The organism is Vreelandella sp. L-15 (assembly GCF_056857635.1).
This window is the reverse complement of record NZ_JBSXNN010000099.1, coordinates 18,950-45,351: the sequence shown is the minus strand read 5'-3', so window position 1 is coordinate 45,351 and position 26,402 is coordinate 18,950. Positions and strand designations below refer to the sequence as shown.

The following is a 26,402-nucleotide window of genomic DNA, read 5'->3' as shown; positions in this document are numbered from 1 at the left end:
AGTGGTTTTATGATCAGGGCCTGATATCGATACTGGATACGGTAAGATGGCTTAAACGTTCTGCATGAACCGCCGTGGTACGGAACCGTATGCCCGGTGGTGTGGGAGGGCGCCGGGGGTGACCCCGGCCCCTACCCGATTTTCCGTTATTGATAAATTGTTGGTATAAAAAAGTCGCATACGCGCCGTACTTCACTTCATTTTGCTCTACTCTTTTGAAATGTGGGCAATATCTAATAAAACAAAGGGAACGCACCAATGAAGCAACTATCTATAAAATGGAGCTTGACGGCTGCCTTAGCATTGTTGGTTGTGATGATAGGTCTTATTAGTGGGCTGGGGTTTTATGCCAGCTACACTAGCGACCAAGCGCTTAAAGAGATCAACAACACCAACGTGCGATTGGCGAATTTGGCAAACCGTACCCAGGTGAATGCGCTAAGGGCGCAAACCTTTCTAGATCGCTCGGCAAGCCTGAGTATGCAGGGGAATCCGGATAAAGGGCGGGAAAGCTTAGCGATGGCGGGTGAGGCCGTTGTGGCTGCTCAAGAAAGGTTTGAAGAGTTTTCGGCGATCCCCGTGGTGCCTGAAAGTACTCTTGCTAATTACCGTGCTGAGGTAGTGGCTGCCTATCACGCCTTTGTTACCGAAGGCATGGTTCCCTTGCTAGACGCAGCACCGTTCCAGATTCAGCGCCGCCAGGAGGCGCTGGGTGAGTTGGGCGCTAATCTTGATATTTCCATGAGCGAATTGGTGGCCTACACCGAAGCTCGCGGTCAGCAAGTGATGCAGCGGGTAGAGCGCTTAGCCACTATCGGCGGAGCTATTGCCATCGGCCTGTTGCTGTTCTCTTTAATCGCCGCGGTGGTGATTCGTGTTGCAATGATGCGTGGCGTCGTCACTCCGATTCAACATGCCTTAGGCCACTTTTCAAAGATTGCTGATGGTGACTTAACCGGGCAAATTGAAGACCGAGGCCTGAGGAATCCCCACGAACTTTGCTATCCATCGCATAAGGCCTGCTCTTTGACTTCCCCTTGGAGGCTCGTCAGAACTGTCTTCCAAGAGGGCCATGGGACAGCACCGACACAATGACGTCGCAGCCACTCCAGTCCCAAACGCCACACGGAGAGAACGTTCCGATGACGGATCGTGTTGCTCTGGTAGCGTCGCTGTTGCCCGCTGTCTCGGACTTGAAGACCGGCAACCATCACCACGACATTGGCCAGCATCGCGATCAGCAGCAGGATTTCGATCCGCTTGCCTTGGCGAGACTGATGCATGCCGAAGCCCAGCCCGAACTGGGGACTCTTGACGTCGCGGAAGCCCTCTTCAATCTGCATGCGCTGCCGGTAAATGGCCACCAACTTGTCCGCCAGCGTTGAGCGCGCCGGTAGGTTACTGACCAGCACCCAGGGCTCCTTCTGGCGCTCGGCAATCGCCCGGCTGCGGCTGTCCTGGGAGACCTGTCCGCGCTTGTTGCGATGCTTGCGCCCCTGCGGCGGCCGATGGTAGAGCACCATGCGGGTGGTCAGTGGATTGCTCTCAGCAATTTGCACGGAACCCAGCGCCCGCGGTACCGATGTCGCTTGCGGAAACAGGTCTACCACAGGCTGCCACGCCTGCCCTGGCAGCTGGCAGCGAACCGGGCTACGCACCCGGCCGACGTAGTACCAACCACGTGCCTCAACCGCCTCGAACCAGGGATTACGAAAGCCCGCATCGGTGACCAAGATCGGCGTGGCGTTGTCAGGCAGCACCTCGGCCAGAGCGGCCAACAAGTATGCCTCACAGTGTTGGCAGCCATCCTTGTGGTGGACTTTCTCGAAGATTGGCAGCGAGCGCCCGGCAAAGGGCACCGCGGCGCGCAGCAAGAACCGTTTGCCACGGTCATCAATCGGCGACCAGTTCACCAGAATCAGCGGGCGGGTCATGTGGCCAATCAGCAGGCTGGCCACGAGCCAATAGAACAGGGGACGCTCCTGATGCAGGTGAGGGTTGCCCAGCAACCGATCAACTCGCTTGATGGTGTGCTTGGTAGCCACTGGCCCTGGCAAGGCACGCCCCAGGGCGGTCAAGCCCAGGCGGCGCTCGCCCAGCAGGGCACCCACCGTGTCGAGCAGCGCCTGCAGGCGCTTGGCATGGACCAGGGGGAGTGATGAGGTCAGCAGAGTATGTAAGAATCGAGGGGCCTGCATGGGTCTCCTTAGGCATATTGTTGGTTTGGCGATTAACAACATGCCGACCCATGCAGGCCTTTTCAATCATATCATTCTGATTTTCTTATCTATTTCGTGGGGATCCGTCAGGACCGAGGCCGTAATGAGATTGGCCAGCTTTTTCTAGGGCTTTCGGCGATGCAGGACAAACTGAAAACCTTGGTGATGTCGCTGCGCAGTAGCAGTGAGCACGTCTACAGTGGGGCGAGTGATATCTCATCGGGAAGCCAAGACCTCTCTTCGCGTACCGAGCAGCAGGCCTCGGCGCTGCAGCAGACCGCCTCCAGCATGGAGCAAATGGCGACTACCGTGGGTAAAAATGCCGAGATAGCCCAGGAGGCCGACCAACTCTCGGTGGCGGCTTCCCAGTCCGCAGAGGCCAGCGGCGAAGAGGTAGAGCGAACCGTGAAGCTGATGCGTGAGATTGCCGCTAGCGCTGATAGGGTCAACGATATTATCGGAGTGATTGACTCGATTGCCTTCCAAACCAATATCTTGGCGTTGAACGCCTCGGTTGAAGCCGCGCGGGCAGGTGAGCAGGGTCGCGGGTTTGCGGTGGTGGCCAGTGAGGTGCGTTCACTGGCAACGCGCAGTGCGGAATCGGCCAAAGAGATTCGTGGTTTGATTGAGCAAACCACTACGCAAATCAACAGCGGTGCCACCCAGGCGGAGCGGAGTGGCGAAACGCTTAACCAAACCGTCGACGCCATTCGCCAAGTCACCACGCTGATGGGTGAAATCTCCACCGCCACCCGCGAGCAGAATAGCGGCATCGAGCAGATCAACGCCGCGCTGACAGAAATGGACTCGGTGACGCAGCAGAACGCTGCGCTAGTACAGCAAACCAGCTCAGCAGCTAACGCGTTGGAGGGGCAAGCGAGCCAGCTCGCGACGTTGATGGCCACCTTCCGGTTGGCGGAAGGCAGCGAGCAACCCGCAGCCCCGCCTGCGTTAGAGGCGCAACAGCGTCGCCCGGCTGTCAAACCTGCTGCCCCGCAAACGGTGAATAGTAATGACGACTGGGACGAGTTTTAACCCGCCACGCTCACTACAACATCTGGGGCGGCTTACTAGCCGCCCCAGACGTGATTAAAGAGAGAGAGGTTAAGAAGGGCCAGATTAAGTGTGGGCAACCACCCGGATGCGCACATAATCCGCTGTCCAGTTACCTTGGCCGTCGCTTAGGCTGTGGGCCAACAGATTCAGCGTGTTATCGAAAATAGCGTCTTTCAGATCATCTTCCAGCCCGTGGAAGAAGGGGCTGGCAAACGTCTCTAGCCAGCTCGCCATGCCATTAGGCAGCGGCGTTGGGCGGGGGATGAGTTCAATGCTATCCACACGGAAGCCAACCGTTTGAAGCAGGTTGCCATACTCCTTGGTGGTTGGAAAATACCAAGGGTGGCGGCCTTTAGAGCTAATGCCGCGAAACTGCAGCGAGGCAATGAGCGCGGTGCAAATGGCGGCCACGTTGCCATGGCCGCCAAATTCCGCTACGAAACGCCCGCCGGGTTTCAGTGCCCGTTTTACTCCGGCCAGCACTGCTTGAGGGTCCAGCATCCAGTGCAGTGCTGCATTGCTAAATACCGCATCGAACTCATGGTCAAAGGGCAACTGGTGACCGTCAATGATTCGTGCCGTTACGCCACGTTTTTGGGCGGCGGCCACCATATCAGCAGAGGCATCGATACCCAGTACATCGGCACCTAGCTGCATAATGCGCTCAGTTAATGCACCTTCGCCGCAGCCAAGATCCAGAATGCGCTGCCCTGGCTGGGGCGAGAGCAGCTTGACCACGTCATGGCCAAGATCAGGAACAAAGCTGGCATGTTCCGCGTACCGGTCGGCATTCCATGCCTGACCTGACGGGGAGTGAGAGGCGTTTGACATATCGGCTTCCTAGCATCGTTATTGGACTCAGTGGGTTATTAGCAGTATAGCGAGCGTTCACTTTCACGCGTGCAACATCACGTAAAAATTCTTTAACCACCGTACGTTAACAACTCAGTGTTAACCACATTGACCGTCTACCCAAGTGTAGACAATACGGTTACGCTGATGACTTATCAGGGAGAGAGCAACCACGAGCCAGCATCATCAAGCGGATGATAATTTTGAAGGTGGGGAAGAGCACGGCGAAGGTATGGATCATTATTATCGTCACCTATGTCATGGCGATTGGTGAGTTTACCCACATCATCGTCGGCACCAGTGAAGCGCTGTATCTGGTGTTCGATGGTCATATTTCTTGGTACGACAAAGCACTGAAGAGGAAAATGTTATGAATGACGTGATTAAGCTACTGAATTCCCACCGTTCGATTCGTAAATTCACTGATCAAGAGATCCCCCACGGCCTGCTGTTAGAGCTGATTAAAGCAGGGCAGGCCGCTGCCACGTCTAGCCATGTACAGGCGTACACGGTGATTCATGTGAAAGATTCGGATAACCGTGAAGCCATTGCCGAGCTGGCAGGCGGGCAGGGCTATGTCGCTAGCAGTGCGGTGTTTCTAGTCTTCTGTGCCGATATGAAGCGCCCAACAGAAGCTTCCGCCCGCACGGGCGCCAACGTTGAGCGCGGTATGACGGAACAGCTGCTTGTCGCCACGGTGGATACCGCGCTCATGGCACAAAATGTGGCCGTAGCTGCCGAATCGGAAGGGCTGGGTATTTGCTATATCGGCGGCATTCGTAACAACCCCGAGGCGGTGAGCGAACTGCTGCGCCTGCCTGCTCATGTTTACCCAGTGTTTGGTATGTGCCTTGGGTACCCCGCCCACCAGCCAGAGGTGAAGCCGCGACTGCCCGTTGAAGCGATTCTTAAAGAGGACTACTACACTGATGATAGTGACCATGTAGCCGCCTTTGACGACACCATGCAGGCGTACTATCAATCTCGTAGTAGCGGCAATAAAAATAGTGATTGGTCGCACAACCTAGCCCCTCTGTTTGATAGCAAGCTGCGCCCCCATATGCGTGATTTCTTGGTGAAACGCGGCTTTACCATGAAATAAGGAGTCATCCTATGTCCCTTCAGCGTGCCTACGTTCTACTGGCCGGGCTTTATAGCCTGCTACCTGTGATAGGTATCGTGGCCGTGTTTTCCGGCGGCGGGACGCCTCTTGCCATGGCATACCTCTTTTTTGGTGCGTTGGGTGTGGTCGGGCTGTGGGGGTATGTTTTAAAGCGCCGTGTCATGAGTCAGCGTATGTGGCGGCCGCTGGCAGGGGTGTTTGTGGTGGGCAGCGTGGTACAGCTAGTCATTATGCTGACCATGCCTGTTTCTGGTGTTTTACTGACTTGGATGCTCACCAGCAGTATCTTCGCCATGCTACTGGCGGTGCTGCTTTACCATTATGGCAACCGCGACCAGCCGCTGTGGGCGACTGATGAAGAGCGTTCTACCGCGCAAAGGCTTGCAACAATGCTCGAGACTAAAGCGACGGTGACCGCCGTACACCGAGAGCTTGGCCATGAAAATAGCGTTAATGTGGCTAAGGTAGGCAGTGCCTACCACGCTCGGATAACGCGCCGCTCAGAGAGTGGGCAGGAAACCTTTGAAAGGCGCTTTCGGCATCCTGAAACCCTGGTGTTTTTTGTAGAGAAATTCGCCAGCGTGACACCGCAGGAGTTCACCTCCTCCGGTGCGACCTCCTAAAGGTATCAATGCGGGTGATTACTCTACTAACTCAAGCAGGCGGTCGGGGTAGTCGGTAAACAGGCCGTTCGCCCCCAGCGCCATTAAACGCTGCATCTCATCTGGTTCATTGATGGTGTAGACGTGTACCGGCAGGCCATTAGCTTGGGCCTGGCGAATAAAGGCCGCATCAATCACTTCGTTGCCCTGATAGATCGCGTTGGTGCCAATCCCTGCTGCATACTCGGCAATGGTAGACGAAGCCGCACCGGACTTTCGGCCGCAGTACGGGGAGGGCTTTTATGCCGCCTACGTCCGCGACCCGGATGGCAACAAGTTGGCGTTTGTGGTGTACCCACACCGAGTAGCGCTTTAACCTTCCAATTCCTTGCGTAACCAATCAGTCAGTGATTCACTGCGGCGGGCGTTGGCGTGTTTGGGCAGCCACAGGCAGAGCCTGGCCGGGGTTTCGATGCTGCCCCAAGGGGCGACAAGCCGTCCGCTTTTCAGATCATCTTCTACGAGTAGCTTCGGGGCGATGGCGACCCCTAGGCCCGCCACGGCAGCTTCTATGAGGTAGTACAGGTGCGCAAAGCCTTGGCCCTGTTGGAGGGCTGTTTTCAATACAGAGGTTTCCAGCCCTTGGGCGTCTGCCCACTGGGGCCACGCTTGGGGGCGTGAGGCGGTATAAAGCAGTTTGTTGGTAAACAGCGATGCGGGATGAGAGGTATGGCACGCATCTGCCAAACGTGGGCTGGCCACGGCGCAAATTTCCTCAGACATCAGCTCAATCAGCTCGCCCTCGTCAGGCCAAGGTGGCTCGAAAAAGGCCAGCGTTGCGCTGGTCTCCGGCTGGCCGGGCTGCTCGGAATCGCTCACCACCACCTGAAGTTTTAGCTCCGGCAGCGCCTGGTTTAAGCGGTCTAAACGGGGAATCAGCCAGCGGGCCAGCAGGCTGCCGGGGCAGGCCAGGGTAAACGGTGCTTCTTCCACCTCATGCTTGAGCCGGGTGCAACTATCCCTGAGCTTGGCGAAGGCTTCCCCCACGCCGTTTTGCAATTGCTCTCCGTGGTGAGTGAGTACTAGCCCCCGCCCGGCTTTGGTGAACAGTGCTACGCCAAAATGCTCATCCAGGCTCTTTAGCTGTCGGCTTACCGCACCGTGGGTCACGCTTAGCTCATCGGCGGCGGCGGTTACGCTGCCTAGCCGGGCGGTGGCTTCAAAGGCGCGTAGGGCGCTTAAGGGCGGCAGGCTGTGTTGCATGGATGTCTCTTTCAATAGTTGCGTAAAACTCACAGGTTGGTGCCATCTTATCGATTTTTCTTCCCGCCTGCCTGCGCTAACGTCATCACAACCCTAAATCGCCCCAAAACGCAGAGGTCGTGATGAATAAACCTTTAAGCCTACCCGATGCCAACGGGCTGTTTGGCAGTTTCGGTGGCCGCTTTGTCGCTGAAACCCTAATGCCGCTGATTCTTGAACTGCAGGATGAGTACGCCACCGCCAAAAACGACCCTGAATTTCAGCGCCAGCTCGCCTATTTTCAGGGCGACTACGTCGGCCGCCCCAGCCCGCTCTACTTTGCCGAGCGGCTCACCGAGCACTTCGGCGGCGCGAGCATTTACCTCAAGCGTGAAGAGCTAAACCACACCGGCGCACACAAGATTAACAACTGCATTGGTCAAGTATTGTTGGCCAAGCAAATGGGCAAAAAGCGCATCATCGCGGAAACCGGCGCAGGCATGCACGGCGTTGCCACCGCTACCGTGGCTGCGCGTTTTGGTTTGCCCTGCGTGATTTACATGGGCGCCACCGACATCGAACGCCAGCAGCCCAACGTATTCCGCATGAAACTGTTAGGGGCGGAAGTAATCCCCGTCACTTCAGGCACCGGCACGCTGAAAGATGCCATGAACGAAGCGCTGCGCGATTGGGTAACGAATGTCGACGACACCTTCTATATCATTGGCACCGTGGCAGGCCCGCACCCGTACCCGGCGATGGTGCGCGATTTTCAAGCGGTGATTGGTCATGAAACCCGCGCTCAGATGTCCGAAAAACAGGGCCGTTTGCCGGACTCCCTGGTGGCTTGCATTGGTGGCGGCTCCAATGCGATGGGGCTGTTTCACCCCTTCTTGAATGACGCCGATGTGAAGATGATTGGCGTGGAAGCAGGCGGCAAAGGCGTCAACAGCGGCCTACATGCTGCCAGCCTGAACGGCGGCACCCCCGGCGTGCTGCACGGCAACCGCACCTACCTGCTGCAAAACGAAGATGGTCAGATTATCGACGCTCACTCTATTTCCGCAGGGCTGGACTACCCCGGCATCGGCCCCGAGCACGCTTGGCTGCACGAGCAAGGGCGGGTCGAGTACGTTTCCGCCACCGATGACGAAGCGCTGGAAGCATTCCAAATCTGCTGCCGCCAAGAGGGCATCATCCCCGCGCTAGAAACTGCCCACGCCCTGGCTGAAGTGGCTAAGCGCGCGCCGACACTTCCCCGCGAGCACCTGATGGTGGTCAACCTCAGTGGCCGTGGCGATAAAGACATGATGAGCGTGGCCCATCATCTGGGGGATAAGTTCGGAGTGAAAAACGTATGAGCGCGATACAGGAGAACGACATGACTAGCACCTCTCGTCTTGAACACTGCTTTACCGCGCTCAAACAGCAAAACCGCCCGGCGCTGGTCAGCTACCTCACCGCTGGCGACCCGGATGCCGAGACCTCTCGCCGCCTGCTGCACGGGTTGCCGGAAGCAGGCGTGGATATCATTGAACTCGGCATGCCGTTCAGCGACCCCATGGCCGATGGCCCCGCCATTCAAAAAGCCGCCCTGCGCGCGCTGGAAAACGGCCAGACCCAAGCCAAAACGCTGGAGATGGTGCGCCAGTTCCGTGAACAGAACAGCACCACCCCCATCGTGCTGATGGGCTACTACAACCCGATATACTGCTACGGCGTCGAGCGTTTTCTCACCGATGCCGCCAAGGCCGGGGTAGACGGGCTGATCGTGGTAGATCTACCGCCCGAACACGACGAAGAGCTGTGCCAGCCTGCCGCCCAGCACGGCATCGATTTTATCCGCCTCGCCACGCCCACCACCGATGCCAAGCGCCTGCCCAAAGTGCTGGCCAACGCTTCCGGGTTTATCTACTACGTTTCCGTGGCGGGGGTGACGGGCGGCAGCGCCCCCACACCGGAGCGGCTGGAAAGCGCCGTTAATCAGCTGCGCGAACACACGTCGCTGCCCATCGCCGTAGGCTTTGGTATCCGCACCGCCGAACAGGCCGCCACCATTGGCCGCTTCAGCGACGCCGTGGTCGTGGGCTCTGCGCTGGTAGACTGCATCGAACATGCCCGCAGCGGTGATGACGCCGTGACGCGGGTGCATGGGCTGGTGAAAGAACTGGCGGAGAGTGTGAGAGGGTGTAGACATTAGGCATCGCATCGTTGAGCAGTGAATGTAAACAGCGAACGCTTGGAGTAGTTGCAAAAAAAGAGCTAATATTAGGGCTAGAAAAGGAGCTTTTTTATGGCTTCAGGAGGTTTCCATGCACCAAGTATTAGCTAACTTTTCGGTCAGTATTTCTGAGCTAAAGAAAAACCCTTCGGCACTGCTGAGCCAGGCAAGCGGTGCCCCCATTGCTGTGTTGAATCACAACAAGCCCGCCGCTTACCTTGTCCCTGTAGAAACTTATGAGGCGATGATGGAGATGCTGGAAGACTACGAGCTGGCCAAGCTAGTGGAAGAGCGTCGCGCCGATAAAGACAAGGCCGTCACGGTATCACTGGATGACCTATAAGCTACGCTTTTTGCCCGCGGCCTTGAAAGAGTGGGAAAAGCTTAGCCCACCCGTCAAACAACAGTTCAAAAAGAAGCTGGCTGAAAGGCTAGAAACCCCTCGTGTGCCTGCCGATAAACTCAGTGGTTTCGATGCCTGCTATAAAATAAAGCTTCGAAGCGTAGGCTATCGTCTGGTCTATGAAGTAGTGGATGATGAACTGTTTATCTACGTTATTGCTGTGGGTAAGCGTGACAAAGGCAAAGTCTACGCGTCGCTAAAGCGCCGGATGTAATCCATCACTTATCGTACAAATGACCACAAACAGAGGCAAATAATGGGCAAACTCTTTTCATTGCTGGTACTGCTGGGGCTGGGCTACGCAGGACTCTATGTCTACTACGGTGTGGTGATCGAGAAGGAAGTCGAGGAGCAGTTGGAAGCCCGTGGGCTTTCATCGGTGAGCGTGGATAACGTTGAGTACGATTGGTTGGCCCCAGTGAGTGATAGCGCCAATATCGTTGTCTCCGTTGGTTACCGTGGCTCCCAGGCGGCGGTTAACGTGCGCGTGCAAGGCCACCCGCTGTTTTCTGATGAGGTGACGGTACAGCTCGATAGCCTGCAAGCGCTGCGCTTGGGGATTAGCTTTGGGCAGTAGCCGCCAGCCATACATGCTCGTAGCCAATCGATAGCGACACAGCCACCAGCAGCCCCGCCATGATCCAGTTAAACCCTTTAATAAGGCCTGCGTGTTTAACGCGCTGGCCGAGCAGGCTACCCATCACTACATAGCTACCGGGCGCGCCTGCGGCCAGTGCGGCTAGCCCTAACGACCAGAGAAAGAGACTCACCCCCTGAATGCCTGCGGCGGGGAACTGCAAGGTAGTGATAGGCAGCGTTGCCACCATGGCTTTGGGGTTGAGCAACTGCATCATCAAGCCATCGCGAAAGCTGAGCATGCGCGGTGCTGGGGCGTGAGTCTCAAGCGTGATATTGGCGCGGGCTACCTTAAAGGCTAAATAGAGAATATAAGCGCAGCCGAGTGCGCTAAGCACTACGCGTGAGCCTTGCGAGATCCAAGCGGCTCCCGCCCAGCCTAATACCAGCAAGTAAATCAGCATGGCGAGCCCCACGCCCAGGCAAAATCCCAGCGCTTGTTTCCCCTGGCCATTGATACCGACATTTAAACCCAACAAATTCACAGGCCCAGGCGTGTACATAACGCCCAGGGCATAGGCGATGATGGCTAACATGAAAAAACCTCTAGATGGAAACGTGCTTAGCGCGTGATATCGCGTTGATACTGGTAGGGGGTCATGCCATAGATACGCTTAAAACGGCGGTTGAAGTGGCTCAAATCCGTAAAGCCAAAGCGCAGTGCTATCTCGGTGAGTGGTGCGCCTTGGTCCAGCGCGGCGCGGGCAGCGTTTACCCGGCAATTAATCACATACTGGTGAGGCGTCATGCCGAACTGTTGGCGAAACAGTCGCAAAAAGTGGTACTTCGATAAGTGAGCCGCGTTGCTGATGTCATCCAGCGAGATATCCGTCTCTAGATGCTCATGAATATACGCTTTGGCGTGATTAAGCAGCGCGTCTGGGCGGCGGGCTACCGGGCTGGAGGCCATGTTGCCACCCAGTTGCACCATACGCTCAACAACATGAGACAACGCATTCTCTTGGTCGATGCAGCTACCCACTTGGTGCGTCACCATGCGGGCGACATTCAGAATGGCTTGGCGCAATCGCGAGTCTTGAATCAGCGTGCTCTGTGAGCGAAAAGGGGAGGCCAATGGGCGGCCAAGTGCGTCTTCAAACAGCGGCGCTACCTGATCGGGATGCACGTACACCATTAAATAATCGAGCGCCTGCTCGCCGCCAGAATGGCCGTCGTGAACATCTTCAGGATTAAAAAGAATCACGTTGCCGGGCGGGCTGCGATGAAACTGACCGCCGCTAAAAAAGTCCTGACGCCCCGCTAGTGTCACTCCCAAGGCATACTCTTCATGGGCATGACGGTCGTAGCTGAAGTCCCCAATCGCAGCCTTCAATACCGTCAGTGACGGTACATGATCGCTTTTGAAGAACTCAAACTGGCTGGTGCTTCCCATGCCAACCTCCGTAATCGAACACAACCCCGTGTGGGCATCTCTCATCACACGGGGTAAGCGTATGCCGCTTACGCCGCAGATGCTTGTACATAATTGCTCAACTGCGTGTCAGGTGTATATTCACACTAGGCGGTGCATCAACCGGTAGGCCAACCAACGTTCGCAAACAAGGAGGGCGCGTGGCAAACCCCAAAGTCGTCGTTATAACGGGCGGAAGCCGAGGCATTGGTGCCGAGACAGCCAAGCTGTTCGCGCAGCACGGGTACAATGTGTGCCTTAACTATGTTGCAAACGACACGGCGGCAGAGCGCGTTCGCAGCGACATTCTCAACTTGGGCGTTCGCTGTATCGCGGTAAAAGCCGATGTGTCGGAGGCCAATGATGTCGCCAAGCTATTCAGCAGGGTAGATCAGGAGCTGGGCACGCTAACGGTGCTGGTCAACAATGCCGCTATTCTCAACACCCAAGCGCGCATGATGGATATCTCGGTTGAGCGCTTTAACGACGTACTACAGAAAAACGTCATCAGTTGTTTTCTATGCTGCAAGGAGGCGGTACGACGCATGTCGACGCACCAGGGTGGCATCGGCGGTAGTATCGTCAATGTTTCCTCGATGGCAGCCAAAAGCGGCTCTCCCAACGAGTACGTGGATTACGCCGCCTCGAAGGGGGCCGTGGATACATTAACTCGGGGGTTGGCCCTGGAAGTGGCTGCCGAGGGCATCCGCGTGAATGCGGTACGCCCCGGCCTGATTTACACCGAGATGCACGCCTTGGGCGGCGAGCCTGAGCGAGTGGACCGCTTAAAGTCACGTATCCCTATGCAGCGGGGCGGCCAGCCATCTGAAGTGGCCGACGCCATTTTTTGGCTAGCCAGCGACAAGTCATCGTTTGCCACCGGCACTATGGTGGACCTCGCGGGCGGTCTATAACGCCCTAATCAGCACTGTGCTGCTTCTACGCAGTCATCCAAAAAAGGACACCCCCATGTTTACCGGCCTGAGTGCGTTTCCGCTAACCCCCATGAATGAGCAAGGCATCAAAGAGCAGGAATTTACCCAGCTCGTGGCCCGTTTGGCCCAAGCGCAGGTGGATTCCATTGGCGTGCTGGGTTCTACCGGTAGCTACGCTTATTTAAGCGTAGAAGAGCGGGCGCGGGTGGCCAAGCTGAGCGTGGAAAGTGCGGCGGGGGTGCCGGTGGTGGTGGGCATTGGTGCGCTGCGCACCCGCGATGTGCTGGCCAATGCTGAGCACGCACAGCAGGCTGGGGCTGGCGGCCTGCTGTTAGCGCCTGTGTCGTACCAAAAGCTGACCGATGACGACGTGTTCAACCTGTTCAGCACCGTCAGCCGCGCCATCAGCGTGCCGCTGTGCGTGTACGACAACCCCGGCACCACGCACTTTACGTTCAGCGACGAGCTGCACGGGCGCATTGCCGAGTTGCCCCAGGTGCGCTCAATTAAAATTCCGCCAGTGCCCTACAACCTAGAAGACGCCAAAGCTCGCGTGGCGCGGCTGCGGGCGCTGATTCCTAATGATGTGACCATCGGCATCAGCGGCGACCCCGCCGCCGCGACGGGCCTGTTGGCAGGCTGCGAGGCGTGGTATTCGGTGATGGGCGGGCTCTACCCAGAATTAGCGCTGGCGCTAACACGCGCCGCCCAAGCGGGCGACGCTGAACAGGCCCAAACCCGCTCAGACGCCTTAGCACCGCTATGGGCGCTGTATCACGACTATGGCGGCAGCCTGCGGGTGGCAGCGACCATTGCCGAACTCACCGGTCGCGCTAGCGCACCTTGCTTGCCTCAACCCCTGAACACCCTGCAAGGGGAAGCTCGTCAACGGGTGGCAGCGGTGATCGAGGCACTGGACCTTCACTAAATCGCATCAAGCAAAGCGCACGTGGCTAAAGCCCTTGCGCACCGCGCCGCAGCCAGTTGTGAACAAACTCCAGCTTGCGCAGCGCCACTTCGGAAAGCACAAACGGGTAGAGATCCGACAGCCCCATCGAACGGTTTACATGGTTCACGCCTGCCACTAAGGATGCCGCAATATGAATCAGCCGCTCTGAATCCGGTTCAGCGTAGGCATCCCAATTATGGTCATTCGGTAGCACGGGCGAGGTCATGCCCGACGACACAAAGCTATCGGTGATATCGGTTAAGTGCAGCAGGTGCGAGGTGGTTTCCGCCCAATCCTCGTGGGGGTGGGAAGACGCATAGGTGGAGAGAAACCGCGTGTGCCAATCCGCAGGCGGGCCGTTTTGGTAGTGGCGCTGCAAGGCCGCCGGGTAATCTTCCCGCTCATCGCCAAACATCTCGCGGAAGGCATCCAGAAAATCCTTCCGCAAGCTAAGGCGCCACCACAGCATATGAGCAATTTCATGGCGCATATGGCCAATCATGGTGCGGTAAGGCTCATCCAACGCCTCTTTGCGGGTGGTGCGCAGCACGGCATCGGCCTCCGCCACGCTAATGGTCACCACGCCACCCACGTGCCCCATTGGCACTGGGGTATCGCCTTCCGCCAGCATATGAAATACCGGCGGCGCGCCGGGGTTTTCCGGGCGAAACCAGTGCCAGCGGCCTAGGTTATCAATTACCCAGCGCTTGGCTGCCTCGGTTTGCGCCCAGTTGGGTATCGCATCGGAAATGGCAGGGTCCGGGGCTAGGGCGGTCATCGCGCAGGCGCGGCAGAACTCGCCCTGCTTGGGGGCAATCCAGTTACAGCCAATCACTTCATGATTGGCACAGAAGGGCGGCATGGGAATAAACGCCCGTGCCTGGGGGTCGTAAGCCACCGGCACACCATCCGCCGTGACCAAATTATCGAACCAGAGTGAACCGGCACCGACCGGATTAGAAAAACGCGCATAGGTCGGGTATCTCAAGAGAAACGAAGCTTCAGTCTAGGAGCCGAGGCCCGGTTACGTCCAACGGCGATTGCAGTGCACGGCCGTTAATGAAACGCGTAGAGCAGTCGCCAAGGCCGCCCTGGCTGAGTATCATCACCCGCTCATTGACTATAGAAAGAAGCCACTGCTTATGCCTTGTCCGCCATGCCCCCGCTGCCAGTCGGAATTTGTTTACCAAGACCAGAGCCTGTTCATCTGCCCCGAATGCGCCCACGAATGGAACCCTGAAGAAGCCGCCGCCGAAGAGGCCGTGAACGTGGAAGATGCCAACGGCACGCCGCTCGCCGAAGGCGACAAGGTCACGCTGATCAAAGACCTCAAGGTCAAAGGCAGCTCCCAAGTGCTCAAGATCGGCACCAAAGCCGTCATCAAACGGCTAAAAGAGGGCAAAGACCACCAGCTAGACTGCAAAGTAGACGGCGCAGGCGACATGATGGTGACTGCACAGTTTGTGAAAAAGGCCTGAAGCAGTCGTCCTGTCTTATTAGCTGTACAGGTTTGCGAGCAACGGCTAGACTTGTACCCTAAATAGTACATGTGAGGCGTGTATGAAAATTGTGTCTTTTACAGAAGCGAGGAATGGCTTAAAAGCCGTGCTGGATGGCGTCGTTAATGATGCGGATACCACCGTGATCACGCGCAGGGATGCTGAAGATGCCGTTGTGATGTCGCTGGATTATTACAATAGCCTAATGGAAACAGTGCACCTGCTTCGTTCGCCTAAAAATGCTGAACACCTTAACCGCTCAATAGCGCAATATCGTGCTGGCCAAACAAGCGCACGAGAGTTAATGGATGAGTAGTCAGCGACTGTTGTGTTGGACAGATGAATCTTGGAACGACTACGTCTATTGGCAAGCGCAGGATAAGAAAACCCTTAAGCGCATTAATAAGCTGATAAACGATGTAAAGCGCTCTCCCTTTGAAGGAATCGGCAAGCCAGAGCCCTTAAAAGAAAACCTAGCGGGCTTTTGGTCTCGACGTATAGACGATACTAATCGGCTTGTTTATGCAGTCGAACACCACGCGATCACTGTCATTTCTTGCCGCTATCACTATTAGCCCGCAACTGAATCGGCCCCGAGAGTGAGCCAGCAGTGGGAGGTGACTTTAGCCCGCGACTGTGCCTGCACCCAGCCAGCTAAGTGGAAAAAATGACAGCTACCACACCAGCCCCCATCACCATTGCACTCGCCCAACTGCCTGTCAGCAAAGCGGCGGTAGACGACAACCTACAAACGCACCTAGCTTACATAGAACGCGCCGCCGCGCTGGGGGCCAACGTGGTGGCCTTTCCCGAACTCTCGCTCACCGGCTACGAGCTGGCGCTACTCAGCCAACTGGCCATGCCCCGCGACGATGCCACCTTTGCCGCCCTCACCGCCGCTGCCGTAGCCAATAACACGGTAGTAATAGCAGGCTGCCCGCTGCACAACCCCAACGGCAAACCCTACATCGCAGCGGTGATCTGCTTCCCCAACGGCGAACATACCTTCTACCTAAAACAGCACCTTCACGAAGGGGAGGAGGTTTACTGTGCCCCCGGCCACGAAAGCGGCCTAATCAACGTTAACAGCACCCGCATCGCCCTGGCCGTATGCGCCGACTTCACCCACACAAGCCACGCCGCTACCGCCGCCGCCCAACAAGCGGACGTATATCTCGCCAGCGCGCTGATCTCCCCAGGCGGCTATGCAACAGATGCCGAGCTGCTCGCCACCATCGCAAAGCGCCACCAACAGCCGGTAGTGCTCGCCAACCACGTTTCCACCACGGGCGGCTGGCAAACCTGTGGCAATAGCGGCGGCTGGAACGCAGCCGGGGAGCTAATGGTTAGCGCCCACGGCACTCAGCCTAGCTTGGTGCTGTGCCGCATTTACAACGGTGTATTAAGCGGTCGCGTTCATGTCTAATGTTATTTGTAGATAAATATTGTAGGAGTAGCCCTTGGCTGTACCTGATTTTCAATCATTGATGTTGCCGTTGCTCGAATTCTCTGCTGATGGTAAAGAGTATACTATGCAGGAAGCTCGTGAGAAGTTGGCAGAAATAATGGGTCTTTCTCAAGAAGATCTTGAGGAAAGGCTGCCAAGCGGACGGCAAACTACATTTGCAAACCGTGTAGCCTGGGCCAAGGTCTATTTAACCCAGGCCGGGGTGTTAGAATCACCTAAGCGGGGAAGGTTCTATATTTCTGATCGTGGCCGAAAAGCTCTTTTGGAAAAACCGGAGCGAATAGACATAAAGTACTTGCAGCGGTTTGATGAGTTTCAAGAGTTTCGGCAGGCAAGCAGTAAAAACCGAACCGAGAAGGTAACTCACACTGGTGATGACGCAACAGTAACGACGACTCCTGAAGAAACATTGGAGCAAGCCTATCAGCAGTTACGTGACGAAGTGGCAAACGAGCTACTTTATCTCGTAAAGAATAATACGCCCGAATTTTTTGAGAAACTGGTTGTTCACCTGATCGTTTCAATGGGATATGGAGGTTCTGTGAAAGAAGCAGGCAGAGCTACCCGCAAGACTGCAGATGAAGGTATTGATGGTGTTATCAAAGAAGATCGTCTCGGTTTGGAAACGATATATCTCCAAGCAAAACGTTGGGAAGCACCAGTTGGCCGCCCAGAAATTCAGAAATTTGTTGGAGCCCTTCATGGCCAGCGGGCTAAGAAAGGGGTTTTCATTACAACTAGCCGATTCTCAAAAGAGGCGCTGGATTATGTCGGGCAAATTGATCCCAAGGTTGTTCTGCTAGACGGTACGGATCTCGTACAACTGATGATTGATCATGGCGTGGGCGTTAGTTCTGCGGCGGTCTATGAAATAAAGAAAGTCGATACTGACTTCTTTATCGAAGACTAACCGAGAAACATTTAACAAAGCTAAGCATAGACAATAGCTTTCTCATGTTAACCCCCAACCCCACTAACCCTAACAACCTCCCTCACCACCGCCTCATGCAACACCCCGCGTTTGGCTTCCACCACCGTGAGCCATTCGCGGGCGCGGGTGATGTCGGTGTACACCAGCTCGCGGGTCAGGATGGGGTTTAGGGTCGGCGGTAGCAGTAGGGCGGTGTGCAAGAACTCCGGGCCTTGGGATTTGTGCACCGTCATCGCAAACACGGTTTCCACCGCGTGCAGGCGGGAAGGCAGCACCCAGCGGATGGGCTTTGCGGGGTCGCTGGCGGCACTTGATGAAGGAAAGGCCACTCTCAATAACTTCTGCTGCGGGTTGCGCGGGTCGGGCACGGCCAAGGTGGTGCCGATATCGCCGTTCATCAGTTTCAGGCCGTAGTCGTTTTGGGTGACAGCGAGCGTAGCAAGGCCCCGTGCTTTTTGGCAGTGAGGCCTATTAATATTGATGCTATCGGGATGAAGGGCCACAGTGTGCAGCATCGGGGTTATTGAGAATACTAGCTGATTTCAGCGCTATCAACTGTAGCAGTAGCCCAAGCCCCGCAACGGATGCGGCAGCAAACGGCAGAGCCCATCCTCCCAGCTGAAAAGCGAAGATTAGTCCTCCCGCAGCGGCACCAATGGCGCTACCTAGGTAAAGTGCTGATTCATTTAGCGCTACGGCGACATTACCACCACCGATTCTTTCACGAGCGGAGATTAGCTGATTATTTTGAGGGACTTGCAGAGCCCAACCTACTGCACCCCATATAGCAATAGGCACCATTGCCAGCCAGGCATTGATACCCGCAGTAAAGGGTAGGGCCGCCAGAGAAACGGTTAGCATAAGCATAATGGCAGCCACGAGTTTTGGTCCACTAACCCGATCCGCTATTGGGCCAATGAGGAAACTGCCCGCTACTCCACCGATTCCCCATACCCATAGCCAGGGAGTAATATTCGAAACACCCCCGAAGCCTTCATTAGCCATGATGGGCGCGATGTAGGTGTAAAGCCCAAGGCTAGATATTGCAGCCAACAGGGAAACTGTCAAAATCAAAGTGACTCTCATATCTTTAATAATGGTTAATTTTTCCCGAAGCGTAGAGGTTTCTGAGGCGGGAAGTGCTGGGAGTTTTACTGCCAGACCTATCATTGAGATCAATCCGAGAATGGCAATAAGCCACATAGTTGAGGCCCAACCTAATTGCTCAGCGATCATCAGTCCGGCAGGAACACCTAATACCGTGCCGCTGGCCATTCCACCCATGATGAGCGCCAGTGCTTGGCCGCGTTTATCTTTAGGAACAACGGCGGCCGATGCAGCAATCCCCATGGCTAGATATACACCAGCGCCTACGCCAGCAAAGATTCGTGTTATTACCAGCGCTGTATAGGTCGTTACCAGTGCACTAACCAGGTTGGCGATTGTGAAGATGGCGAGCGCGACCAGTAGGCCTAAGCGCTGTTTATGGGCCGGTAGTAGAGCAACAAATACCGGTGATCCGATTCCATAAGCTAGGGTGAAGGCCGTAACCAACTGGCCAGCTTTGGCCACCGATACACCGAAGTCACTAACAACCATTGGCACAAGACCCGCAATAACATAAGATGCCATCCCCAATGCAAATGCACCTAATGCAATCAGGTATACTGTTGCCATGCGTTGATGTTTCACGTTTATCTCCAATTTTAGAAGCGTCTATGGTGATCTATGAAGGCTAGACTATAATATATAAGGCCCCGGATAGACCTTTTGTTATATTTTAATGCTTCTAAAATGATGGGCAACTGCACCTAGGTACAGTCGGAGAGGTGTTTTCAGGTTTTTAAAAATTATATTCCTTTAATCATCAATCAACCCATTTTTTGTTGCTATATAAGTCATCTGGCGGGCACTGTAAACGTTAAGTTTCTGTTTTATATTAGTGGCGTGAAACTTTATGGTACGTTCGGTGATGCCTAGGATCATTGCAGTCTCTGAGTATGTTTTTCCAGTCGCAATCCAGCGCAATACCTCCATTTCTCGACTTGATAGTTTTTCTGCTATATTTTCATCTTTGTCTATTAGATGGTTTCTGGGGATGTGTTTACGTTTTTCATGATATTTTAGTAAGCACAACTGAATAGCCGCTTCATTTTTTTTGAGTTTGGAGAGAAGGCCTTTTTCTTCCTGGTCTATGCATAAAGTGAGAGTGCCGATTGTCTGGTCATGAGAAATGGTAATAAAAGTATAACCTTCGGTGATGTTGTGCTTTAATGCATTTTTTAGCAGATTTTGGTTTTGTTTGTTTAAGTCTTCGGTTGACCAGGAAAAAGGAATTGCAGTGTTTTTCGAGATTTCCAGAACAGGGTCGATGCGATGCAATAATTTATTTTCATATTCAGAAAGCCACTCGTGAGGCAGGTTGGAAGTGATGATAGGTTTTGGGTTGTGGTTTTCGCGATAGAAGTAGGCATACCTGTTTGCCCCTAATGATTGTAATGAATTTTCGAATGCTTTAGTTGATTTTATATCTTTTTCTGTTGCGTTAACTTTGCTTTCTAAAATCATTGTATATTCCTGCTCATGAAGTTGAATGCTTTACACCTGTTTTGCTCAAGAGTTTGTGAGAAGCTCTGAGTGCTAGGCAATCAAAAACAATGTAACGATGCTTTCATCGAAAATAACGCTATGCTCAAAATTTACCTCAAATCGCATCGTTAACCCCCAACCCCACTAACCCTAATCACCTCCCTCATCACCGCCTCATTCAACACCCCGCGCTTGGCTTCCACCACCGTGAGCCATTCGCGGGCGCGGGTGATGCCGGTGTACACCAGCTCGCGGGTCAGAATGGGGTTCAGCGTCGGCGGGAGCAGTAGGGCGGTGTGCAAGAACTCCGAGCCTTGGGATTTGTGAACCGTCATCGCAAACACGGTTTCCACCGCGTGCAGGCGGGAGGGCAGCACCCAGCGGATGGGCTTTGCGGGGTCGCTGGCGGCACTTGATGAAGGGAAGGCCACTCTTAATAGCTTCTGCTGCGGATTGCGCGGGTCAGGCACGGCCAGGGTGATGCCGATATCGCCGTTCATCAGTTTCAGGCCGTAGTCGTTTTGGGTGACCAGTACCGGGCGGCCCTCAAACCAGCCTTTCTCCAGCGTGTAGTCGCTGCCGAACAGCAGCTTTTCGCCGCGCAGCGTGCTGGCGATGCGCTGGTTCAAGCCTTCGACCCCCCAAGGGCCTTTGCGCAGCGCGCACAGCAGTTGGAAGTGGCTGTAGGCGCTGAGCACCTCGCTGGCCCAGGTGTTGTAGACGGCGGGGCTCTCCTCGAAGGACTCCCCCCGTGGGCGCTGTGCTTGCAGCACCTTGAGGTAGTGGCGGTAGCCCGTGGGCGGGGCGATGGGTTGGCCCTGGTGGTCGGTGCGGCCTTCGCCGTTCCCCGCAAAGCCGCTGGGGCTGCCGTGAATCACCAGCTTGTCCAGCGCGGCGTCGTCACTCATGACCAAATGGTGAATATCCGGGTAGCCGTGGCGCAGCACGGCGGTGACGGCCTGCTGCTTTTCCCGTTCGCTTTGCGCATGGCTCGGCTGGTTGATGGCCTTGGCGAGCTGGCCGATGCCGCTGTGTTCATTGAAGCGGTGGCTGACCCGCAGCATGGTAATGGCTTGGTCGAGCGGTTGGCCTGCGGGGTCGATGAACTCGGCTGGCAGCGGCTGGCCGGTGGCCTGGGCCAGCCATTCGGCGGTGGCTGGGGTGTAGTGGGTGGCTTCCGCGCGGCGGCACAAGTCGCCGAGTACCGAGCCAGCCTCTACCGAGGCGAGCTGGTCTTTATCCCCCAGTAAAATGCACTGGGCGTGGGCGGGCAGAGCACTGAGGGTGGCCGCCATCATCTCGATATCCACCATCGAGGCTTCGTCGATCACCAGTACGTCCAGGGCCAGCGGGTTGGCGGCGCTGTGGCGGAAGTGGCGGGTGTCGGGGCGTGCGCCGAGTAGTCTATGCAGAGTGGTCACTTCTGTGGGGATGGTGGCTGATAGTTGTTCTGTGGGTGAATCATCGCGAGCTGAAGCTCCCTCCCACAAAGTCTTCTCCAACACAGTTTCCTCACTCGAAGCTTCTGTCTGCTCGGCTCCTTTCAGCAACATGGTGAGGTCGGTGAAGGGGAGTTTGGCGACTTGCCCGGCGATGGATTCGTTCAAGCGGGCGGCGGCTTTGCCGGTGGGGGCGGCTAGGCGAATGCGCAACGGCTGGCTGGGGTGCTGGGCCAGTTGCAGGGTTTGCAGCAGGGCGAGCAGGCGTACCACGGTGGTGGTTTTGCCGGTGCCGGGGCCGCCGGTAATGATGCCGAAGCGGCTGCGGGCAGCCAGGGCGCAGGCGGTTTTTTGCCAGTCTAGGCCGTTGCTTTGCTTGAAAAGGATGTTCAGGGCTTGGGGGAGTAACCCAGGGTGACTGGCGTCACCCGTCGCCCAATGAATTGGCCTCCCACCTTTGCTTTCTGTGCCTGTACTTGCTGTGTCTATGTTTTCTAAACCAGTGCTGGTCGTTTCCAGGCGTGCGGCGATGTGTTGGTGCAGGCTTTGCTCGTACTGCCAGTAGCGGCGCAGGTAGAGCCGCGTGTTGGGGGTGCCGTTGGCTGAGTGAGTGGTTACTACTACCAGCGGCGTGTTGCCAGGGCCTTCGCTGGTGAGCAGCGGGTGGTGTAGGGCGGCTTGCCATTCGCTGAGCGTGAGCGTGGCCAGCACGTCGCTGGGCAGCGGCGGTGGGTCAGTGAGGTCGTCCCCTTCGGGTGGTAGCGAAAGGGCGAAATCCGGCGCGTTGAGCGTGGCGTTAATATCCAGGCATACGTGGCCGCGGCCTAGCTGGTGGCTGGCCAGCGCTGCCGCCAGTAGCAGCAGCGTGGGGGCGTCCGGGGCTTCACTGGCGAGAAAGCGCACCAGGGCGCGGTCTAAATCCCGCAGCCAGCCTCGCGCTACCCAGCGTTCACACAGGGCCAGCAGTTCCGGAGTGCTGCTGAGTGCCGGGTGGGCGCTGGCGGCTTCGCCGAACATATCGAAGGTGTGGCTATCGTGTTGGCGGCTCATGCCGTGGCCTCCTGTTGGATGGCGTGTGGCTCGCCTGCAAACAGGCTATCCAGGGCTTCGATGAGTTCAACCGGGGCGGGTTCGCCCACCACGCCGCGCCCAGGGCTGCGGCTGCCGCGTAGAAATACCGTCATCGAGCCGCCCAAATGCTGGTGCGGGTCGTAATCCGGCAGTCGTGCTTTTAACAGCCGGTGCATGGCGAGTAAGTAGAGCGCGGCCTGTAGGTCGTAGCGTTTGGCCAGCAGCGCGTGGCGCAGGGCCTCGGGTTCGTAGGCGCTGTCGTTGGGGCCTAGGTAGTTCGATTTCCAGTCCAGCACGTAAAAGCGCCCCTGGTGCTCGAAGGCCAAGTCAATGAAGCCTTTCAGCATGCCGTTCAGGGTATCGGCATCCAGCGCGGGGCGCTCTACCCCTGGCAGTAAGTGCTTGCTCACCAGCGCATCGATGGCTTGGGTGTTCACCCGCTTGGCGGCAAACCAGAACTCTAGCTCTACTTGGTAGCTTTCCAGCTCATTCAGCGCCACGCTTTGCGGGGTGGGCGCGGCCAGCGGTAGCGGCGTGGTGAGCAGGGCGCTTAGCCAGCCCGCCAGCGGCTCTTGCCACGCCTGCCAGCCGCGTAGCTGCACCCGCCGCCACAGCATGTCGTTGAGCGCTTCTCTATCCTTTGCGGCAGCATCGAAACCTTGCTTGCCCGCCCACTCCAGCAGCCCGTGCAGGAAGGTGCCGGGGCCGGGGCCACGGGGGAATTTGTGCAGGTGATACGCTTCCGGTTGGGATCGTTCTTGAGATAGTTCTTGAGATAGTTCTTGAGGTTCATCCAGCACTTCGAAGGCGGTGGCTTCCTGGGCGGTGGTGGGCTCCAGCGGTGGCAGCACCGGGGCGGTGAGCGTGCCGGAAAGCCGCAGCGCGGAGTAGCTGGCAATCCACCAGTGCTCTTTGGCCGGGCGCGTGGGCGTGCGGGCGTGGCCCAGGGCGCTGCTTTCCGCCACGGGCGTCACGCGATCAGCGGTGGGCTCGGGCGGCGTGCCGAGGTGGATGTCGCTGCCTTCCACCAGGGTATCGAGCGCCTTGGGGAGTGCATCGGGGGAAAGGGGGCTGCCACCGGTCAACAGATAGCCCAGCGCGCTGTTTTCCAGGCCTTTCAGCGGGGCCAGCCCCAGCCAGGTGGCGTGGCGGGCGCGGGTGAGCGCCACGTAGAGTTTGCGCAGGTCTTCCCCCAGCCGTTCGCGGTCGGCGGTGGCGAGTATCGCGTCATCGGCTTCTAAGCTGAGCTGTAGGTTGCCTTCGCCATCGTGCCAGCGTAGCGGTACGTCCTCGGCTTTGACCGGGCGGTGGTTGGCGATGAAGGGCAGGAACACCAGCGGGTACTCCAGCCCTTTGGATTTGTGGATGGTGACCACTTTGACCAAATCCGCGTCGCTCTCCAGGCGCAGTTTGTGGCTGTCGCCGTGGCTTTCCGGGTCGGCAATGGCGTCAAACAGAAAGCGAATCAGCGCGTGCTCGCCGTCCAACTCGGCGCTGGCCTGCTGCAGCAGTTCGCCCAGGTGCAGCAGGTCGGTGAGCAAGCGCTCACCCTCTTCAAACTCCGCCAGCAGGCGGGCGGGAATCTCGAAATCCACCATCATGCGGCGCACCAATGGCAGCACGCCCTGGCGCTGCCACAGGCGGTGGTAGTGGCTGAACTGTTCCACCCGCTCTTCCCAGGCCAGCTCGTTTTGCTGCAGGTGGTCCAGCTCCGCGAGGCTTAGCCCCAGCGCTGGGGTGGCCAGCGCGGCGCGCAGGTGCGCTTCGGCCTGGCGGGAGCTAGCCAGCGGCTCGGCGCAGGCGCGCAGCCAGCGCTCTACCTGGGCGGCCATGGGCGAGCTGAACACCTTATCGTGATCCGACAGGTACACGCTCTTCACCCCTCGGCTGGCCAGCGCCTGACGAATGGCGCGGGCTTCTTGCAGGCCGTTCACCAGTACCGCCATATCGGAAGGCTTGAGCGGGATGAGCGTATCCTCGGTTTGAAAGCCGCTCTTGCCGTGTTGGCCAGCGTTGAGCAGTTCCGCCATGTAGGAGGCGCAGCGTTCGGCCATTTCGGTCTGGTAGGCGGTTTTGGAAAGCGGCTCGTCGGCGGCGAGCGGCCAGAGCGTCATGGCGGGCAGCGGCTGGCCCTGATGAACCAGCTGTTCGTGGCGGCCTTTGGCGTCTACCGGCAGAAACGGCAGCGGGTTGTCGCCGCCTTCTTCGCGGAACAGGAACGCCCCGGCCGGGTGCTGGTCGGCGTAGCGGAAGCAGTGGTTCACCGCCGCTACCATGGCGCGGCTGGAACGGAAGTTGGTGCCTAGCGTCACGTGGCGGCCTGCGGTGTCTTCGCGGGCTTTTAAGTAGGTGAAAATATCCGCGCCGCGAAAGGCGTAAATGGCCTGCTTGGGGTCACCGATCAGCAGCATGGCGGCGTCTCTGCGGGGCTTGGCGACCTCATACACCGCGTTGAAAATGCGGTACTGGATGGGGTCGGTGTCCTGGAACTCGTCGATCAGCGCCACGGGGAACTGGCGCAGTATCTGCGCGGCCAGCGCCTCCTTGTTGGGGCCTTGCAGGGCGCGGTCCAGGTGGGTGAGCAGGTCGTTGGGGCCCATTTCGGCGCGGCGCTCCTGCTCCCGCTCCAGGCGCACTTTGCACCACTGCACGGCGTGAATCAGCAGGTCATTACGCGGCTCGGGCAGGGCGTTTAGCGCGGCGGGCAGCTCGGCCAGCGCTTCCCAGGCAGCCGGGCAAGGGGGCGCGCCCTCTTTCCATATCTCGGCCATGCCGTCTGGGGTAAGGCGTTTCCAGGCGGCATCGGTGAGTGCGGGGCGGGTGGCGTCGCTGTCGCACCACTCCCGCAGCGCGCCTAGCCAGTTGGCACGGCTTTTGGCGTTGAAGCTCTGGCCTTTGAAGGCTTTGCGTTTTGCGGCGTCTTCCAGTGCGGGCACTAGGTCATCTAGCCACGCAGGCCAGGGGGCTTTTAGCTCGGCTAGGCGTGCGCTGCGCTCGGCTTGGGCGGCGCTTAGGGTTTGCTCGGGGGCGGGGCGGGGGCTGCCTAGGGCCTCGCTTTCGGCCAGCAGTTTGCGCACCTGCCCGTGGAGCTGATCCGGCGATTTCCAGTAGCCGGTAATGCTGCCCAGCGCTTCGGCGTCCAGCGGGTAGTAGAAGGTGCGCCAGTAGTCGCGCACTACCTCCTGCTCCAACTCTTGCTGGTCGTTTTCCAAATTGAGCGAGAACAGGCTGCCGCTATCGAAGGCGTGCTCGCGCAACATGCGGTAGCACCAGCTATGAATAGTGGAAACGGCGGCTTCGTCCATCCACTCGGCAGCCAGCTCTAAGCGGCGGGCGCAGGCGGGCCACGTGGCCTCTGGGTATTGGCTGCGCAGTGCTAGAAGCAGTGAGTCTTCACCCTGATGACGAAACACCGCCGCCGCTTCCACCAGCCGGTGGCGGATACGTTCGCGCAGTTCTTGGGTGGCGGCGTTGGTAAACGTGACTACCAAAATTTCCGGCGGGGTGAGCGGGCGTACGAAAGCGGTGTCGTCTTCACTGTGCTGCCCGCCCAGCACCAAGCGCACATACAGCAGCGCAATGGTGAAGGTTTTCCCCGTGCCCGCGCTGGCTTCAATCAAACGGCTGCCGTGAAGCGGTAGCGTCAGCGGGTTCAGCGGGGCGGGCTGGCTCATTCTCATTCTCCGAACATCACGGCAGGCGGAAAGCAAAGCGCCTTTGGCGGGTAGCCAAAGGCACCGGCACTATATCGCGTTG

The 26,402-nt window shown here is 57.4% G+C and carries 27 protein-coding genes and 3 pseudogenes; 18 read left to right on the top strand and 12 right to left on the bottom strand.

Annotation, left to right across the window (positions count from 1 at the left end):
- Positions 1-258: 258 nt before the first annotated feature.
- Positions 259-1,095, top strand: coding sequence for a Tar ligand binding domain-containing protein (locus tag AC13CY_RS15905; protein ID WP_172514747.1), 837 nt, complete (start codon positions 259-261; stop codon positions 1,093-1,095).
- Here the strand turns inward: AC13CY_RS15905 and AC13CY_RS15900 are convergent.
- Complete coding sequence (locus AC13CY_RS15900; RefSeq protein WP_172514746.1) at positions 1,002-2,198, bottom strand: IS4 family transposase; 1,197 nt, start codon at positions 2,196-2,198, stop codon at positions 1,002-1,004. The genes AC13CY_RS15905 and AC13CY_RS15900 overlap by 94 nt on opposite strands.
- 108 nt (positions 2,199-2,306) lie before the next feature.
- Here AC13CY_RS15900 and AC13CY_RS15895 point away from each other — a divergent pair.
- Positions 2,307-3,254, top strand: a pseudogene (locus tag AC13CY_RS15895) (methyl-accepting chemotaxis protein); the annotation flags it as partial.
- Positions 3,255-3,338: 84 nt separating this feature from the next.
- Here AC13CY_RS15895 and AC13CY_RS15890 read toward each other — a convergent pair.
- Positions 3,339-4,106 carry a class I SAM-dependent methyltransferase gene (locus AC13CY_RS15890; RefSeq protein WP_062372618.1) on the bottom strand — a complete coding sequence of 256 codons (768 nt, stop codon included), beginning with the start codon at positions 4,104-4,106 and terminating at the stop codon, positions 3,339-3,341.
- Positions 4,107-4,321: 215 nt separating this feature from the next.
- Here AC13CY_RS15890 and AC13CY_RS15885 point away from each other — a divergent pair, with 215 nt between their 5' ends.
- Genes AC13CY_RS15885 through AC13CY_RS15875 form a run of 3 tightly spaced genes read left to right on the top strand, consistent with a single transcriptional unit; the run spans position 4,322 to position 5,873 of the window.
- A complete protein-coding gene (locus tag AC13CY_RS15885; RefSeq protein ID WP_089675533.1) occupies positions 4,322-4,501 on the top strand; it encodes a hypothetical protein in 180 nt (59 codons plus the stop codon).
- Positions 4,498-5,229 (top strand): oxygen-insensitive NADPH nitroreductase, encoded by a 732-nt coding sequence (gene nfsA / locus AC13CY_RS15880; RefSeq protein WP_172514745.1) that lies wholly within the window; start codon positions 4,498-4,500, stop codon positions 5,227-5,229. Before AC13CY_RS15885 ends, nfsA begins: the two co-directional genes overlap by 4 nt.
- A gap of 11 nt (positions 5,230-5,240) precedes the next feature.
- Complete coding sequence (locus tag AC13CY_RS15875; protein ID WP_172514744.1) at positions 5,241-5,873, top strand: hypothetical protein; 633 nt, start codon at positions 5,241-5,243, stop codon at positions 5,871-5,873.
- Between the two features lie 18 nt (positions 5,874-5,891).
- Here the strand turns inward: AC13CY_RS15875 and AC13CY_RS15870 are convergent.
- Positions 5,892-6,104: pseudogene (locus AC13CY_RS15870) on the bottom strand (glycerophosphodiester phosphodiesterase family protein); the annotation flags it as partial.
- Between AC13CY_RS15870 and AC13CY_RS15865 the strand changes: the two are divergent.
- A complete protein-coding gene (locus AC13CY_RS15865; RefSeq protein WP_232068261.1) occupies positions 6,076-6,228 on the top strand; it encodes a VOC family protein in 153 nt (50 codons plus the stop codon). The pseudogene AC13CY_RS15870 and the gene AC13CY_RS15865 sit on opposite strands and share 29 nt — an antisense overlap.
- Here the strand turns inward: AC13CY_RS15865 and AC13CY_RS15860 are convergent.
- Positions 6,225-7,115, bottom strand: a complete 891-nt coding sequence (locus AC13CY_RS15860) for a LysR family transcriptional regulator (protein ID WP_172514743.1) — start codon at positions 7,113-7,115, stop codon at positions 6,225-6,227. The two genes, AC13CY_RS15865 and AC13CY_RS15860, sit on opposite strands and share 4 nt — an antisense overlap.
- Positions 7,116-7,237: 122 nt before the next feature.
- Between AC13CY_RS15860 and trpB the strand changes: the two genes are divergently transcribed.
- From trpB to AC13CY_RS15835, 5 genes are all read left to right on the top strand, one after another.
- Entirely contained in the window at positions 7,238-8,455 is a 1,218-nt protein-coding gene (trpB, locus tag AC13CY_RS15855; RefSeq protein ID WP_054641486.1) for a tryptophan synthase subunit beta, read from the top strand.
- Positions 8,456-8,475: 20 nt separating this feature from the next.
- Positions 8,476-9,294 carry a tryptophan synthase subunit alpha gene (trpA, locus tag AC13CY_RS15850; RefSeq protein ID WP_172514742.1) on the top strand — a complete coding sequence of 273 codons (819 nt, stop codon included), beginning with the start codon at positions 8,476-8,478 and terminating at the stop codon, positions 9,292-9,294.
- A gap of 112 nt (positions 9,295-9,406) precedes the next feature.
- Entirely contained in the window at positions 9,407-9,658 is a 252-nt protein-coding gene (locus AC13CY_RS15845) for a type II toxin-antitoxin system Phd/YefM family antitoxin (RefSeq protein WP_062372637.1), read from the top strand.
- Entirely contained in the window at positions 9,648-9,932 is a 285-nt protein-coding gene (locus AC13CY_RS15840) for a type II toxin-antitoxin system RelE family toxin (protein ID WP_089675540.1), read from the top strand. The genes AC13CY_RS15845 and AC13CY_RS15840 overlap by 11 nt, the downstream gene beginning before the upstream one ends.
- Before the next feature lie 42 nt (positions 9,933-9,974).
- Entirely contained in the window at positions 9,975-10,295 is a 321-nt protein-coding gene (locus AC13CY_RS15835; RefSeq protein ID WP_089675541.1) for a hypothetical protein, read from the top strand.
- On the opposite strand, the gene AC13CY_RS15830 is transcribed toward AC13CY_RS15835, so the two are convergent.
- Both AC13CY_RS15830 and AC13CY_RS15825 read right to left on the bottom strand, forming a co-directional pair.
- Positions 10,279-10,890, bottom strand: a complete 612-nt coding sequence (locus tag AC13CY_RS15830) for a LysE family translocator (RefSeq protein WP_089675542.1) — start codon at positions 10,888-10,890, stop codon at positions 10,279-10,281. The genes AC13CY_RS15835 and AC13CY_RS15830 overlap by 17 nt on opposite strands.
- A 26-nt stretch (positions 10,891-10,916) precedes the next feature.
- The gene (locus AC13CY_RS15825; RefSeq protein ID WP_089675543.1) at positions 10,917-11,747 is read right to left on the bottom strand and encodes an AraC family transcriptional regulator; all 831 of its coding nucleotides are present in this window, start codon (positions 11,745-11,747) and stop codon (positions 10,917-10,919) included.
- Positions 11,748-11,926: 179 nt separating this feature from the next.
- Here AC13CY_RS15825 and AC13CY_RS15820 point away from each other — a divergent pair, with 179 nt between their 5' ends.
- A complete protein-coding gene (locus AC13CY_RS15820; protein ID WP_089675544.1) occupies positions 11,927-12,679 on the top strand; it encodes an SDR family oxidoreductase in 753 nt (250 codons plus the stop codon).
- A gap of 55 nt (positions 12,680-12,734) precedes the next feature.
- A complete protein-coding gene (locus AC13CY_RS15815) occupies positions 12,735-13,628 on the top strand; it encodes a dihydrodipicolinate synthase family protein (protein WP_172514741.1) in 894 nt (297 codons plus the stop codon).
- Between the two features lie 25 nt (positions 13,629-13,653).
- Here AC13CY_RS15815 and AC13CY_RS15810 read toward each other — a convergent pair whose 3' ends face one another.
- Entirely contained in the window at positions 13,654-14,637 is a 984-nt protein-coding gene (locus tag AC13CY_RS15810; protein WP_483052791.1) for a zinc-binding metallopeptidase family protein, read from the bottom strand.
- A gap of 154 nt (positions 14,638-14,791) precedes the next feature.
- On the opposite strand from AC13CY_RS15810, the gene AC13CY_RS15805 reads away from it, so the two are divergent.
- The 5 genes from AC13CY_RS15805 to AC13CY_RS15785 all read left to right on the top strand — a co-directional run bounded on the left by AC13CY_RS15805 (position 14,792) and on the right by AC13CY_RS15785 (position 17,526).
- Complete coding sequence (locus AC13CY_RS15805) at positions 14,792-15,127, top strand: zinc ribbon domain-containing protein YjdM (RefSeq protein ID WP_062372795.1); 336 nt, start codon at positions 14,792-14,794, stop codon at positions 15,125-15,127.
- 82 nt (positions 15,128-15,209) lie between these two features.
- Entirely contained in the window at positions 15,210-15,464 is a 255-nt protein-coding gene (locus AC13CY_RS15800; RefSeq protein ID WP_062372652.1) for a type II toxin-antitoxin system Phd/YefM family antitoxin, read from the top strand.
- A complete protein-coding gene (locus AC13CY_RS15795; RefSeq protein ID WP_483052790.1) occupies positions 15,457-15,723 on the top strand; it encodes a Txe/YoeB family addiction module toxin in 267 nt (88 codons plus the stop codon). The genes AC13CY_RS15800 and AC13CY_RS15795 overlap by 8 nt, the downstream gene beginning before the upstream one ends.
- Positions 15,724-15,815: 92 nt before the next feature.
- Complete coding sequence (locus AC13CY_RS15790; RefSeq protein ID WP_172514740.1) at positions 15,816-16,574, top strand: carbon-nitrogen hydrolase family protein; 759 nt, start codon at positions 15,816-15,818, stop codon at positions 16,572-16,574.
- Between the two features lie 34 nt (positions 16,575-16,608).
- A complete protein-coding gene (locus AC13CY_RS15785) occupies positions 16,609-17,526 on the top strand; it encodes a restriction endonuclease (RefSeq protein ID WP_172514739.1) in 918 nt (305 codons plus the stop codon).
- Between the two features lie 47 nt (positions 17,527-17,573).
- On the opposite strand, the pseudogene AC13CY_RS15780 reads toward AC13CY_RS15785, so the two are convergent.
- From AC13CY_RS15780 to recB, 5 genes and pseudogenes are all read right to left on the bottom strand, one after another.
- Positions 17,574-17,975: pseudogene (locus AC13CY_RS15780) on the bottom strand (ATP-binding domain-containing protein); the annotation flags it as partial.
- A gap of 55 nt (positions 17,976-18,030) precedes the next feature.
- Positions 18,031-19,239, bottom strand: coding sequence for an MFS transporter (locus AC13CY_RS15775; RefSeq protein WP_332102959.1), 1,209 nt, complete (start codon positions 19,237-19,239; stop codon positions 18,031-18,033).
- 168 nt (positions 19,240-19,407) lie between these two features.
- Positions 19,408-20,115 (bottom strand): helix-turn-helix transcriptional regulator, encoded by a 708-nt coding sequence (locus tag AC13CY_RS15770; RefSeq protein ID WP_273422200.1) that lies wholly within the window; start codon positions 20,113-20,115, stop codon positions 19,408-19,410.
- 149 nt (positions 20,116-20,264) lie between these two features.
- A complete protein-coding gene (gene recD, locus AC13CY_RS15765; RefSeq protein ID WP_172514737.1) occupies positions 20,265-22,625 on the bottom strand; it encodes an exodeoxyribonuclease V subunit alpha in 2,361 nt (786 codons plus the stop codon).
- On the bottom strand, positions 22,622-26,320 hold the full coding sequence (gene recB, locus AC13CY_RS15760) for an exodeoxyribonuclease V subunit beta (RefSeq protein ID WP_483052789.1): 3,699 nt from the start codon (positions 26,318-26,320) through the stop codon (positions 22,622-22,624). Before recB ends, recD begins: the two co-directional genes overlap by 4 nt.
- Positions 26,321-26,402 lie beyond the last annotated feature (82 nt).